Genomic DNA, 14,102 nt, shown 5'->3' with positions numbered 1-14,102 from the left:
ACCAAATTAGTTCTTTTGGTTCTTGCTTATTTTTTATATGATTACTCGCTTATTCTTATCGGTATTTGTTCTTTTGCCCTTTTTTTGAGCGTTCAGTTGCTCGGCGAAAGATTTTTGTCATTTTTCTCTTGTCAGTCAGTGCGGCATTCGCTAGTATTGCCACCGCCTTCACTTAGGAGGCCATAGCCAGGTTTTCAATGCGTTCAGCAAGGAAAGCAGCGCTGGCTCAACAATTAGGAACATAGGTGGACACATGATTCAAGTTCTACTTGTGATTTACCTGTTGGCTGCGCTCGGTGTTATTGGCCTAGTGTTGATTCAACAAGGTAAAGGCGCAGATATGGGAGCCTCATTCGGTGCTGGCGCTTCAAACACAGTGTTTGGTGCTAGTGGCTCAGGAAATTTCCTAACCCGAATGACTGCAATTTTTGCAATCGTATTTTTTGTTATCAGCTTAGTACTTGGCAACATGTACACTCACAAAGGTGAGTCTCAATGGGTTGACCCTACTCAAGGTCAAGTGATTGAGCAAGCAGCTGATACAGCGAGTGATGTTCCAGCTGAAAACAGCGACGAAATCCCTCAATAAGTGAATCGTTTTTAACGAATCGAATTACTTAGATGCCGAGATGGTGAAATTGGTAGACACGCTAGCATGAGGTGCTAGTGCCTTTGGTGTGAGGGTTCGAGTCCCTCTCTCGGCACCATTATTTATAAACTTGTAATACAGTTTGGTGAGCGTATAATGCTCAGCAAGTCGGACGCGGGGTGGAGCAGCTTGGTAGCTCGTCGGGCTCATAACCCGAAGGTCGTCGGTTCAAATCCGGCCCCCGCAACCAATACTTTCTAAGTGTTGATGGATTGCAAGTTTAGCAGTGTGAAAAAATCACTGCACATCGAGAAAACACCAACTATCTTTTTAGGGTGTTACTTTTTCTCGATGATCAGGGTCCAGCAACAAAAAACCCCGACTTTCGGGGTTTTTTGTTATTTGCGCTTTTTAAAAGGCAGCAAATACAAGTGCTTGGAATTTAAATTGGGCTATATGCCCTTTTTTTGTTTCTGGAGTGGTTAAATGACTGGTTTAGAAAGACAACTTACAGAATTGCTCGAAGCGCCTGTAGAGGCAATTGGCTACGAGCTTGTTGGTTTAGAGTTCATCCGTGCAGGTGAGCATTCTACCCTTCGAATCTATATCGACCATGAAAATGGTATTACTGTTGATGCTTGCGCAGAAGTAAGTCATCAGGTAAGTGCAGTAATGGATGTCGAAGACCCAATTACGGTGGCTTATAACCTAGAGGTGTCTTCACCAGGACTAGAAAGACCACTTTTCAAAGCAGCACATTACCAACAGTTTATTGGTCACGAGGTCAGCATCGTGTTGAAAATGGCTGTCGGCAACCGTCGTAAGTGGAAAGGTACTATCCAATCCATTGATGGCGAGACAGTGACCATCCTTGCCGATGGTAACGAAGAAGAAATGGCGCTAAGCAACATTTCCAAAGCTAACCTTATCCCTAAATTTTAGGTCCCTAATAATAAAAGCTTAGAGGCTAGATAAATGAGTAAAGAAATTTTAGCGGTAGTAGAAGCAGTTTCTAACGAGAAAGCTGTTCCTCGTGAGCGTATTTTTGAAGCGCTAGAGATTGCACTAGCAACCTCTTCTAAGAAAAAACACGAAATCGAAATCGATGTGCGTGTTGCCATTGACCGCAAAACAGGTGAATTCGAAACCTTCCGTCGCTGGATGGCAGTAGAAGAAGTTGAATTCCCAACGAAAGAAATTTCTATCGAAGCGGCACAGTACGACGACGAGTCTATTCAACTTGGTGACTTCGTTGAAGAGCAGATCGAGTCAGTAACATTTGACCGCATCACCACGCAAACGGCTAAGCAAGTTATCGTACAGAAGGTACGTGAAGCTGAGCGCGCGCAAATCGTTGAACAGTTCATCGACAACGAAGGCGATCTAGTGACAGGTGTGGTTAAGAAAGTTAACCGTGACACTATTATCCTAGACCTTGGTAACAACGCAGAAGCCGTTATCCTACGTGATGACCAGCTACCTCGTGAAAACTTCCGTCCAGGTGACCGTGTACGTGGTCTACTGTACAAAGTGGCTCCAGAAGCTCGCGGCTTCCAGCTATTCATTACTCGTTCTAAGCCAGAAATGCTAGCTGAGCTATTCCGTGTGGAAGTGCCAGAGATTGCTGAAGAGCTTATCGAGCTGAAAGGCGCAGCACGCGATCCAGGTTCTCGCGCGAAGATCGCTGTTAAAACAAACGACAAGCGTATCGACCCAGTGGGTGCGTGTGTTGGTATGCGTGGTGCACGTGTACAAGCGGTTTCTGGTGAGCTTGGCGGCGAGCGTATCGATATCGTTCTTTGGGACGATAACCCAGCTCAGTTCGTTATCAATGCAATGGCACCAGCTGACGTTGCTTCTATCATCGTTGATGAAGATGCTCACGCAATGGACATCGCGGTTGAAGCAGACAACCTAGCGCAAGCTATCGGTCGTAGCGGTCAAAACGTACGTCTAGCATCTCAACTGACTGGTTGGGAACTGAACGTAATGACAGTTGCAGACCTGCAGAAGAAACACCAAGAAGAAGCAACAGCTTCTATCGAAAACTTTATGAAGCACCTAGACATCGAGCAAGACTTCGCGGAAATGCTTGTTGAGGAAGGCTTCTCAACTCTAGAAGAAGTGGCTTATGTGCCAGTTAATGAACTTCTAGAAATCGACGGCTTAAACGAAGAGCTAGTAGAAGAGCTTCGTAGCCGTGCAAAAGATGCCCTAACGACACTTGCTCTTGCTCAGGAAGAGTCATTCGAAGGTGTTGAGCCAGCTGAAGACCTACTAGCACTAGAAGGTCTAGAGCGTGAGATGGCATTTAAACTGGCTGCAAAAGGTGTAGCTACTCTTGAAGACCTTGCAGATCAAGGTGTCGATGAGCTAGAGGGCATTGAAGGGCTAACAGAAGAGCGCGCAGGCGAGCTAATCATGGCTGCACGTAACATCTGTTGGTTCGGCGACGAAGAATAATAATCAGCAAGGAGGTAGTTGCATGACAAAACTTACGGTTAAAGCACTTAGCGAAGAGATTGGTACGCCAGTTGAACGCCTAATTGAACAACTTGCTGATGCTGGTCTGAAGAAATCAGAAAGCGATCAGGTGAATGATGAAGAGAAGCAAACGCTTCTTACTCACCTTAAGAAAGAACATGGTGATACATCTGGTGAGTCAGAGCCTACTCGTCTTACGCTTCAGCGTAAAACTCGTAGCACTCTGTCTGTTTCTGCCGGTGGCGGTAAGAGCAAAGATGTACAAGTAGAAGTGCGCAAGAAGCGCACTTATGTAAAGCGCAGTGCGATCGACGAGCAAGCAAAACGTGAAGCTGAGGAAGCAGCAAATCGTGAGGCGGAAGAGCGTGCCCAACGTGAAGCCGAAGAGCTAGCCAAACGTGAAGCTGCAGAGAAAGCACAGCGTGAAGCAGAAGAGAAAGCTCAGCGCGAAGCCGAAGAAAAACGTCTAGCAGAGGAAAAAGCTAAACGTGAGGCTGAGCAACCTGAAGTTGATACTGCTAAGCGCGCAGAAGCGGAAAAGGCCAAGAAAGAAATGAACGCAAAGAATGCTGAAGCGAAGAAAGAAGCGGACGAACTAAAACGTCGTCAAGAAGAAGAGGCGCAACGTAAGGCGGAAGCTGAAGCGGCTCGTCTAGCTGAAGAAGCTCGCAAACTAGCGGAAGAGAACGCCGCTCGCTGGTCTGAAGAAGAGAAAAAGTCTAAAGACAACGAAAAAGCAGATTACCACACGACAACATCTACTTACGCTCGTGAAGCAGAAGATGCTCAAGATCGTAAAGAAGAGAAAGCTCCTCGTCGTCGCAAGAAGAAGGCGAGCGCTCAAGAAGACAACCGTGGCGGCCGTGGCGGTCGTAACCAACGCGGTAGAAAAGGCAAATTGGCTAAGCCAACGTCTATGCAACACGGCTTCGATAAGACTGCCCAAGTTGCTAAGCAAGACGTTGTGATCGGCGAGACTATCGTTGTTTCTGAGCTAGCAAGCAAAATGTCTGTTAAAGCAACAGAAGTTATCAAGGTGATGATGAAGATGGGCGCTATGGCGACTATCAACCAAGTTATCGACCAAGAAACTGCACAGCTAGTTGCTGAAGAAATGGGTCACAAAGTTGTTCTACGTAAAGAGAACGAACTGGAAGAAGCAGTACTGTCTGACCGTGATGAAACATCAGAAGCAGTATCTCGTGCTCCTGTTGTTACTATCATGGGTCACGTTGACCACGGTAAGACATCGACACTTGACTACATCCGTCGTACTCACGTTGCATCTGGCGAAGCGGGTGGTATTACCCAGCACATCGGTGCATACCACGTAGAAACTGACAACGGCATGATCACTTTCCTTGATACTCCTGGACACGCGGCGTTTACCGCAATGCGTGCTCGTGGTGCTCAAGCGACAGATATCGTTGTTCTAGTTGTAGCTGCAGACGATGGCGTAATGCCACAAACAATCGAAGCGATCCAACACGCGAAAGCGGCGGGTGTTCCTCTGATTGTTGCAGTGAACAAGATCGATAAAGAAGACGCGAACCCAGACAACGTTAAGAACGAGCTGGCGCAATACGACGTTATTCCTGAAGAGTGGGGCGGTGAGAACATGTTCGTTCACATCTCTGCGAAACAAGGTACTAACATCGATGGTCTTCTAGAAGCTATCCTACTTCAATCAGAAGTACTTGAGCTAACAGCGGTTGCTGACGGCATGGCATCGGGTGTGGTTGTAGAATCATTCCTAGATAAAGGCCGTGGTCCAGTTGCTACTGTACTGGTTCAATCTGGTACGCTACGTAAAGGCGACATCGTACTTTGTGGTCAAGAATACGGCCGTGTACGTGCAATGCGTGATGAACTAGGTAAAGAAGTGACTGAAGCCGGTCCATCTATCCCAGTTGAGATCCTTGGCCTATCTGGTGTTCCATCATCAGGTGACGAAGCAACAGTTGTACGTGATGAGCGTAAAGCTCGTGAAGTAGCAAACTACCGTCAAGGCAAATTCCGTGACGTGAAACTTGCGCGTCAGCAAAAAGCGAAACTAGAAAACATGTTCTCTAACATGACTGCTGGTGACGTTGCTGAGCTAAACGTAGTACTGAAAGCGGACGTACAGGGTTCTGTAGAAGCAATCTCTGACTCTCTACTGAAACTGTCTACTGACGAAGTTAAAGTGAACATTGTTGGTTCTGGTGTTGGTGGTATTACAGAAACTGATGCAGTACTAGCAGCAGCTTCTAACGCTATCATCCTAGGCTTCAACGTACGTGCTGATGCTTCTGCTCGCCGTACTGTAGATACTGAAAACCTAGACCTACGCTATTACTCAATCATCTACCAGTTGATTGACGAAGTGAAACAAGCAATGGGCGGTATGCTTGCTCCTGAATTCAAGCAAGAAATCATCGGCCTTGCAGAAGTACGTGACGTATTTAAGTCTCCAAAACTTGGCGCAATCGCGGGTTGTATGGTGACAGAAGGTACTATCAAGCGTAACAACCCTATCCGCGTACTGCGTGATAACGTTGTAATCTACGAAGGTGAGCTAGAATCTCTACGCCGCTTCAAAGATGACGTTCAAGAAGTTAAGAACGGTTACGAGTGTGGTATCGGCGTTAAGAACTACAACGATGTTCGCGTTGGCGACCAGATCGAAGTATTCGAAATCGTTGAAATCAAACGTACTCTAGACTAATTGACAAAATCGCTACTCGGTTTCTAAATTGAGTATTGATGGTTGTTGAATACGCCATGGGGGGCTGGTTATTACCATCCCCCCATTCTTTCTATAGGAAGTAAAGAAATGTCAAAAGAATTTAGCCGCACACAACGTGTTGCGCAGCAACTACAAAAAGAGCTTGCTCTTATCCTTCAGCGCGAAGTTCGCGATTCTCGCCTAGGCATGGTGACGATTTCAGACGTAGAAGTCTCTCGTGACCTCGCATACGCAAAAGTATTCGTGACTTTCCTATGTGTGGGTGAGCAAACCCCGGAATCAAGCATTGCAGCACTTCGTGAGCACGAAGCGCACATTCGTATGATGCTAGGCAAGCGCATTCGCCTACGTCTAACACCAGAAGTACGTTTCCAATACGACAACACACTGGTTGAAGGTATGCGTATGTCTAATCTAGTGAGCGAAGTGGTTAGCGAAGACAAGCGTAAGCAAGACGAAGCAGGTCGTAGCGAAGAAAACGGCGCCGAGGGAGAAGAGCAGTAATGGCTAGACGTCGCAAGGGACGTCCAGTCAACGGCGTTATCCTTCTAGATAAACCTACCGGTATCTCATCGAATGATGCACTGCAAAAAGTAAAGCGCATCTACTTCGCTGAGAAAGCAGGGCACACAGGTGCTCTTGACCCGCTAGCAACGGGCATGCTGCCAATTTGCTTGGGCGAAGCAACCAAGTTCTCGCAATTCCTATTAGATTCAGACAAGCGCTACCGCGTGATCGCGAAACTTGGTGAGCGCACTAATACCTCTGACTCTGATGGCGAAGTCGTGGAAACTCGCGAGATCAACGTCACTCCAGAGCTTCTTGATGAGTGCATCGACAAGTTCCGTGGTGAGTCTGATCAAGTGCCGTCCATGTTCTCAGCATTGAAATATCAAGGTAAGCCGCTTTATGAGTACGCTCGCCAAGGTATCGAAGTGCCGCGCGAAGCACGTAAGATCACCGTGTATGAAATCGTCCTACATCGCTTTGAAGGTGATGAAGTAGAGATGGAAGTACACTGCTCGAAAGGTACGTACATTCGTACTATCGTCGATGATCTCGGTGAAATGCTCGGCTGTGGCGCGCATGTAACTATGCTGCGTCGCACGGCGGTTGCTAAGTACCCTTATGAGAACATGGTGACCCTAGAGCAGCTTAACGAGCTATTCGAACAAGCAAAACGCGAAGAGCGTCAGCCACGCGAGCTGCTTGACCCACTGTTGATGCCAATGGACAGCGCAGTACAAGATCTTCAAGAAGTAAATGTATCGCCTGAACTTGGTGATTTGCTTCAGCATGGTCAACCGGTGCAGGTTTCTGGTTTGCCAGTGGATGCGCCAGTGCGTATGACCATGGGTGAAGATCGTCTGTTTATAGGTGTTGGCGCCATGAATGACGATGCCAAGCTTGCACCTAAGCGACTCGTTGTTTTCCGTGAGGAAGAAAGTGCTCAATAGAGCGACGAATACTCCTTGCTCTAGCTAGAATTATTCCCTATAATTCGCGCTTCGCGTAGCGGCTGAATCAGAGATTGGCTGCTACAACTTTAAACCTACTCTTATTAGGAGAGAATTATGTCTCTGAATGCAGAAACTAAAGCAGCAATCGTTGCAGAATACGCACAAGGCGAAGGCGACACTGGTTCACCAGAAGTTCAAGTAGCTCTACTTACAGCTTCTATCAACCACCTACAAGGTCACTTCAAAGCACACAAAGGCGATCACCACAGCCGTCGTGGTCTTCTACGTATGGTTTCTCGTCGTCGTAAGCTTCTAGATTACCTAAAAGGTAAAAACCTAGCTCGCTACCAAGACCTAATCAAACGTCTAGGCCTACGTCGCTAATCAGCGTCTGCATAGAAAGTTTGTTAAAAGGGGCTATATGCCCCTTTTTTGTTAGCTAAATTCTTTAGTTAATGGCAAAACTTCCACTAAGTAGTTTATACTACGTCCCGTCTAAACTGAGTTGTTTAAAGCGCATTCGTTTAGTCACTATCTGCTCAGTACATTACAGTCCATTTTGTCGACCGCAGGGTCGCGACTATTCCAAGCACATTTGCTCGCTTTTAGCGGCTTAGAGCTAGCGGCTTATAGCAAAGAGCTAAGTTTGTTTGAACTAGTCGCGATTTGTAATGCATTGAGCGCACAATCAAATGATCTGGACTCGTTCCAGAAAAAAGGAAATACAATGTTCGAAAAACCAGTTGTTAAGTCGTTCCAATACGGCAACCACACTGTGACGCTAGAAACAGGCGTTATCGCACGTCAAGCTACTGCAGCTGTAATGGTAACAATGGACGATACGTCAGTATTCGTTTCTGTTGTTGGTAAAAAAGAAGCTGTTGAAGGTCAAGACTTCTTCCCACTAACAGTAAACTACCAAGAGCGTACTTACGCGGCAGGTAAAATCCCAGGTGGTTTCTTCAAGCGTGAAGGTCGTCCTTCTGAAGGCGAAACACTGACTGCACGTCTAATCGACCGTCCAATTCGTCCACTATTCCCAGACGCATTCAAAAACGAAGTTCAGGTTATCGCGACAGTAATGTCTGTAAACCCGAACGTTCAACCAGACATGGTAACAATGATCGGTACTTCAGCTGCTCTTGCTATCTCTGGTATCCCGTTCAACGGTCCTATCGGTGCAGCACGTGTTGGTCACATTGATGGTCAACTAGTACTGAACCCAAGCAACACTGAACTAGAAAACTCTAAACTAGACCTAGTCGTTGCAGGTACTGAAGGCGCTGTTCTTATGGTTGAGTCTGAAGCAGACAACCTAACAGAAGAAGAGATGCTATCAGCAGTGGTTTACGGCCACGATCAACAGCAAGTTGTAATCAAAGCAATCAACGAGTTTGCAGCTGAAGTTGCAACTCCAGCTTGGGATTGGGTTGCTCCAGAAGAGAACACAACTCTTAACAACCGTATCGCTGAGCTAGCAGAAACTAAGCTTGTTGAAGCGTACCAAATCACTGAGAAGATGGCTCGTTACGATCGCATCCACGCGATTGCAGCAGAAGTGAACGATGTTCTACTTGCTGAAGATCCAGAAGCGAACACTAAAGAAATCCACACTATCTTCCACGATCTAGAGAAGACAGTTGTTCGTCGCAGCATCATCGCGGGTAACCCACGTATCGATGGTCGTGAAAAAGACATGGTTCGTGCGCTAGACGTACGCACTGGCGTTCTTCCACGTACTCACGGTTCTTCACTGTTCACTCGTGGTGAAACTCAGGCAATCGTAACTGCGACTCTTGGTACGCAGCGTGATGCTCAAATCATCGATGAGCTAACAGGTGAGCGTAAAGATCACTTCCTACTACACTACAACTTCCCTCCATACTGTGTTGGCGAAACAGGTTTTGTAGGTTCTCCTAAGCGTCGTGAAATTGGTCACGGTAAACTGGCTAAGCGCGGTATCGCAGCAGTAATGCCTTCTGTTGAAGAATTCCCATACACAGTTCGTGTTGTATCGGAAATCACTGAATCTAACGGTTCATCTTCAATGGCTTCTGTATGTGGTACGTCTCTAGCACTTATGGATGCGGGTGTTCCAATCAAGTCTTCTGTTGCGGGTATCGCAATGGGTCTTGTTAAAGAAGGCGACGACTTTGTTGTTCTTTCTGACATCCTTGGTGACGAAGACCACCTAGGTGACATGGACTTTAAAGTAGCGGGTACTAACACTGGTATCACAGCACTTCAAATGGACATCAAGATCGAAGGTATCACTAAAGAGATCATGCAAATTGCTCTTAACCAAGCGCAAGGTGCACGTAAGCACATCCTTTCTGTAATGGATGAAGCTATCTCTGGTGCTCGTGAAGATATCTCTGAGTTCGCTCCGCGTATCCACACCATGAAGATCAGCGCAGACAAGATCAAAGACGTTATCGGTAAAGGTGGCGCGGTTATCCGTCAGCTAACTGAAGAAACGGGTACGACTATCGAGATCGAAGACGACGGTACTATCAAGATCGCTGCGACTGACGGTGACCAAGCGAAAGATGCGATTGCTCGTATCGAAGCTATCACTGCAGAAGTTGAAGTGGGTAAGATCTACACGGGTAAAGTTGCTCGTCTAGCAGACTTCGGTGCATTCGTAACGGTTCTTCCTGGCAAAGATGGTCTAGTACACATCTCTCAAATCGCTCAAGAGCGTGTTGAGAAAGTGACTGACTACCTGAAAGAAGGTCAAGAAGTTCAAGTTAAAGTACTTGAAATCGACCGCCAAGGCCGTGTACGTCTAAGCATGAAAGAAGCGGTAGAACAGCCAGCTGAAGCTGCGAATGAAAAAGCGGCACCTGACGCAGAATAATTCGCATTTCTAGACCATTGCGTCTAAAAGCATGCTATAAAGAGGGGGCAATCGCCCCCTTTTTTGTGCGCGAAGGAAAATTCCTGCTATACCATTAGAGCAGCATGGCAAAAAATTAAATAAAAGCCGTCGGTTACGCTCTGCGATAGCGGGCATAAGGAGAAGAATATAGTGAAGTGGTTTCGAATCTTAGGATTGAGTTTAGTTGCCGTTGTTACGGGTTGTGCGTCCAACTCATCAACGCAAGACCAGCAATGGTTGAACCCACCCATGGCCGTGCCTTTGCAAGCCAATGTTCAATATGAAGTACAGGTTGCAAGACTGACTCAGCTACTTCAACGCAGCGATCTCGATAATGACGTGCGAGCCAAAATGCACTTTGAGCGTGGTTCCTACTTCAATAGCCTAGGTATGCGTGATTTAGCGCATCTCGATTTCAACCAATCACTTCAGCTTAACCCTGCACAGCCAGTGGTGTTTAACCAAGTCGGCCAATACTTCACTCAGATTGGTGATTTTGATTCGGCGTATGAAGCGTTTGATTCAAGCCTAGAGCTCGACCCTGGCAATTCTTACGCACTTCGTAACCGTTCTATCGCACTTTACTACGGCGATCGTATCCCTCTCGCGATTGAAGGAATGACGCGTTATTACCAAGAGAACCCATCGGATCCTTATCGCGCACTGTGGCTTTACATCATCTCTCGTGAAGCAAGCCCATCGGATGCGGCGATCACCCTAAACAAACAGTACCTAGCTCGTAATAACGATTGGGGCTGGATTTTGGTTGCGCTGATGCTAGACCAAGTATCAGAAGAGCAGGCATTCCAAGCAATTTTGGCGAACAGCCGCGATAACAACGTACTTGCTGAGCGCCTGACAGAAGTGTACTTCTATCTTGCTAAGCGCCATCAAATTGATGGTGACTACCCTACGGCAGTCTCGTTGTACAAGCTCGCCATCGCACAAAACGTCTATGACTTTGCTGAGCATAAGTACGCCTTCCTTGAGCTAACTAAGATCTTTGAGATTGTTCGTGCCCAGCAAGCGGAAGAAGCAAAGAAACAGCAAGAAGAGCAAGCGAACGCTGAGCCAAACGACGCTTAACGTCATCTTCTCTATCGTAAAAAACACCAGCCTAGGCTGGTGTTTTTTTATGCGTTGCAGTTTATTGATATTGCCACTAAAATAGTTAGCCATGCTAATTAATCAGTCTCGTGAATGTCTATACAAGCTAATCTGGAAAAAATGGAGCGACTCACTGCAAAAGTGTGGCGTAACGTAAGTAAAGAAGATCCTTTAGGACACTTAAGTTTCAATGAGTATGATTACCTAAAAACCATACAGGCCTTTGAGGAACCGATCCGTCTGACCGATTTAGCCAAGCAATTGGATGTCTCTAAGCCGTCAGCGACCAATATGGTCAAGCGTCTAGAAAAGAAAGGCCTAGTGGAACGCTTGCAGTGCAGTGATGACGCGCGCGCTAAGCGAGTGGTGCTCACCGAAAAAGCACGCGTGCCTTTATCATCGGAGAGCGAAATTTATGGTGTAGTCGCAGAGCAGTTACAACGCAATCTCTCCGCAAGTGAGTTCAATCAATTAGAACAATTATTAGAAAAAGCATTGAGTTAGTACGGTTCCCGTCATGCACAGCGTACCGCTAATTCAGCAATAACGATAACAATGTAAAGTCGCGTTATGAATCAAAAATCAATTTACCAACAGTTTTGGCGTTATGCCGTTCCGACCGTTGCAGCCATGCTGGTTAACGGTCTTTATCAAGTCGTGGACGGTATTTTTATCGGCCAATACATGGGGGGAGATGGACTGGCAGGCATTAATGTTGCTTGGCCAGTGATCAGTGTCATTCTTGGCTTAGGCATGATGATAGGTGTTGGTACCGGAGCACTGGCGTCTATTAAACAAGGTGAGAGTGATCTTGCGGGAGCGAAACAAGCGTTGGCAACGGGTTTAATGGCCTTGCTCGCCTTGAGTCCAATGGTTGCTGTCGTACTTTGGCAGTACGCCGACAAGATGATCCTTATTCAAGGCGCGCAGGGACGCATGTACGATCTCGCGATGCAGTACCTTGATATCCTGATTGTTGGGGGCGTGTTTACACTCGGCTCAATTGCAGTGCCGTTTTTGCTGAGGAACGACGATAGCCCAAATATGGCGACTATCTTGATGGTGCTTGGCGCCGTGATTAATATTGTCCTCGATTACTGGTTTATCGCTATTCTCGATTGGGAACTCACCGGTGCAGCGCTTGCAACGGCGATTGCTCAAGCGGTGGTGACGGTGCTGGGTGTAGGCTATTTCTTTACCTCAAAAGCGAAAATGCGCCTGTCACTAGGTGATTTCAAGTTCCAGTGGCCGCTGTTACCTAAAATATTCTCCATCGGTGCCGCCAGCTTTTTCATGTACGCCTATGGCTCGTTCATGGTGGCGCTGCACAATGCTTTGTTTGCCCAATATGGTTCGATGACTTTAGTGGGGGCGTACGCCATTTTAGGTTATATCGTCGCTTTCTATTACCTTATCGCCGAAGGCATTGCTAATGCGATGCAACCGCTATTGAGCTACAACTATGGCGCTCGACGTGAAGACAATATGCGTAAACTGTTCAACGTTGCTATGTTCAGCTCCGTACTCGGTGGGGCAGTTTTTGTTGGCTTGCTTAACCTGTTTCCTTACCAAGCGGTATCGGTGTTTAACTCCAGTGAACCGCAACTTATCGAATACACGGTTGTCGGTATCCGCTTGCATTTATTCTCTATGTTCTTGGATGGGTTCATCGTTGTGGCAGCCGCTTACTATCAAGCGATCAGTCACAACCGAAAAGCGCTGTTCGTGACGCTAGGGAACATGCTGATCCAATTACCATTCCTCTATGCGATGCCAAAACTTTGGGGAGTAAACGGAGTGTGGATAGCGTATCCACTGTCTAATATCGCGTTGAGTTTAGTGGTTGGCGTCATGATGTGGCGAGACATTCGCAAGCTGCGTGCGAATGGCTATGAGACGGCAACGGCTTAACGTCACTGAACCACAACCTTGCCATTGAAAAAGAGCCCCGCTTATTAGCGAGGCTCTTTTGCTTAGATTTGCTTAATATCGAGGCCAGCAATCTGATGCCAGTAACCATTACACTGACGATCAAGTGACGTTTGTGGATTGCTGCCATCTTCATTGGCTCTAAAACGATCCACTTCGGCAAATGTATCCAGTCCTAGTGGGCTAAGGCGCACCACATCAACCAAACCATTCATTGATTTCAGATCGTTGATCAGGTTGTACTGATAGCCAGATTGGGTTTGGATACCGTTAAGGTTAAATACGGATTGACCTTCTTGGCTTTCAACTTGTAGGCCGGTAGGGTACTTGATACAGCAGGTTTCGCAGTCATCTTTCGCGCGGTTTTCGGCACGAGCGGTGAAGCAACGTGCAGAGTAGGCCAGTGGTAGATAGCCATGACTGAACACTTCCACTTCAAATTGGTCACGGATACCCAAGTCATCAGCTTGGTTCATCGCATTCGCCAGCCACTCTCGGGACAGTTCAACCGGCATACACCAGCGGATCATGCCTTGTTTAGCGAACAATTGTAGTGTGCGAGCGTTGTAAGTATTTACCGCAGGTCCTACGACAAATGGCACCTTGCTTTCACTGGCAAGTTGGATAGCAGACACGTCATTAGCTTCAATCGCAAAGTCACCGTTGTCGATGTACTTCTTCATGATATTCACTTCACTCGGCGCTTCGAGCAGTGCCATAGTGGACAGCACCACTTGCTTACCAGATGCGCTGAGCTCTTTAGCAATATCAAACCAATGGGCAGGTTTCATCTCACGGCGCTTAGAACAAACACTCTCACCCAGATAGATGATATCCGCAGAGCTTGATTTTGCTTGTTCGTAGAAGCTTTCTACATCTTGCTTTGGCCAAAAGTACAGCAGCGGCCCTAATGCATATTTCATG

At 46.9% G+C, this 14,102-nt stretch carries 12 protein-coding genes and 2 tRNA genes; 13 read left to right on the top strand and 1 reads right to left on the bottom strand.

What is annotated here, in order from left to right; translation table 11 throughout:
- Nucleotides 1-253 precede the first annotated feature (253 nt).
- The 13 genes from secG (at nucleotide 254) to AAA946_RS13045 (ending at nucleotide 13,160) form a co-directional block, all read left to right on the top strand.
- Nucleotides 254-589 (top strand): preprotein translocase subunit SecG, encoded by a 336-nt coding sequence (secG, locus tag AAA946_RS13105; protein ID WP_042496574.1) that lies wholly within the window; start codon nucleotides 254-256, stop codon nucleotides 587-589.
- Nucleotides 590-623: 34 nt separating this feature from the next.
- Nucleotides 624-707, top strand: a tRNA-Leu gene (locus AAA946_RS13100).
- Nucleotides 708-762: 55 nt separating this feature from the next.
- A tRNA-Met gene (locus AAA946_RS13095) sits at nucleotides 763-839 on the top strand.
- Between the two features lie 236 nt (nucleotides 840-1,075).
- A complete protein-coding gene (rimP, locus tag AAA946_RS13090) occupies nucleotides 1,076-1,531 on the top strand; it encodes a ribosome maturation factor RimP (protein WP_338165248.1) in 456 nt (151 codons plus the stop codon).
- Between the two features lie 33 nt (nucleotides 1,532-1,564).
- Nucleotides 1,565-3,052, top strand: coding sequence for a transcription termination factor NusA (gene nusA, locus AAA946_RS13085; RefSeq protein WP_338165247.1), 1,488 nt, complete (start codon nucleotides 1,565-1,567; stop codon nucleotides 3,050-3,052).
- Between the two features lie 22 nt (nucleotides 3,053-3,074).
- A complete protein-coding gene (gene infB, locus AAA946_RS13080; protein ID WP_338165246.1) occupies nucleotides 3,075-5,780 on the top strand; it encodes a translation initiation factor IF-2 in 2,706 nt (901 codons plus the stop codon).
- Nucleotides 5,781-5,888: 108 nt separating this feature from the next.
- On the top strand, nucleotides 5,889-6,305 hold the full coding sequence (rbfA, locus tag AAA946_RS13075) for a 30S ribosome-binding factor RbfA (protein ID WP_103879120.1): 417 nt from the start codon (nucleotides 5,889-5,891) through the stop codon (nucleotides 6,303-6,305).
- Nucleotides 6,305-7,258, top strand: a complete 954-nt coding sequence (gene truB, locus AAA946_RS13070) for a tRNA pseudouridine(55) synthase TruB (protein ID WP_338165245.1) — start codon at nucleotides 6,305-6,307, stop codon at nucleotides 7,256-7,258. Before rbfA ends, truB begins: the two co-directional genes overlap by 1 nt.
- 117 nt (nucleotides 7,259-7,375) lie before the next feature.
- Nucleotides 7,376-7,645: a 30S ribosomal protein S15 gene (gene rpsO / locus AAA946_RS13065; RefSeq protein ID WP_005380094.1), complete on the top strand. Its 270-nt coding sequence runs from the start codon at nucleotides 7,376-7,378 to the stop codon at nucleotides 7,643-7,645.
- Between the two features lie 343 nt (nucleotides 7,646-7,988).
- Nucleotides 7,989-10,121, top strand: a complete 2,133-nt coding sequence (pnp, locus tag AAA946_RS13060) for a polyribonucleotide nucleotidyltransferase (RefSeq protein ID WP_338165244.1) — start codon at nucleotides 7,989-7,991, stop codon at nucleotides 10,119-10,121.
- 171 nt (nucleotides 10,122-10,292) lie between these two features.
- Nucleotides 10,293-11,228, top strand: a complete 936-nt coding sequence (gene nlpI / locus AAA946_RS13055) for a lipoprotein NlpI (RefSeq protein WP_338165243.1) — start codon at nucleotides 10,293-10,295, stop codon at nucleotides 11,226-11,228.
- Nucleotides 11,229-11,342: 114 nt separating this feature from the next.
- On the top strand, nucleotides 11,343-11,753 hold the full coding sequence (locus AAA946_RS13050; protein ID WP_338165242.1) for a MarR family winged helix-turn-helix transcriptional regulator: 411 nt from the start codon (nucleotides 11,343-11,345) through the stop codon (nucleotides 11,751-11,753).
- A 66-nt stretch (nucleotides 11,754-11,819) separates the two neighbouring features.
- Nucleotides 11,820-13,160, top strand: a complete 1,341-nt coding sequence (locus tag AAA946_RS13045) for an MATE family efflux transporter (protein ID WP_338165241.1) — start codon at nucleotides 11,820-11,822, stop codon at nucleotides 13,158-13,160.
- A 62-nt stretch (nucleotides 13,161-13,222) separates the two neighbouring features.
- Here AAA946_RS13045 and AAA946_RS13040 read toward each other — a convergent pair whose 3' ends face one another.
- Complete coding sequence (locus tag AAA946_RS13040; protein ID WP_338165240.1) at nucleotides 13,223-14,101, bottom strand: U32 family peptidase; 879 nt, start codon at nucleotides 14,099-14,101, stop codon at nucleotides 13,223-13,225.
- Nucleotide 14,102 lies beyond the last annotated feature (1 nt).

The sequence above is a fragment of the Vibrio sp. 10N genome, from assembly GCF_036245475.1.
Lineage (GTDB): Bacteria > Pseudomonadota > Gammaproteobacteria > Enterobacterales > Vibrionaceae > Vibrio.
The sequence above is the reverse complement of the archived record's forward strand: the minus strand, read 5'-3'. Positions and strand labels throughout refer to the sequence as shown.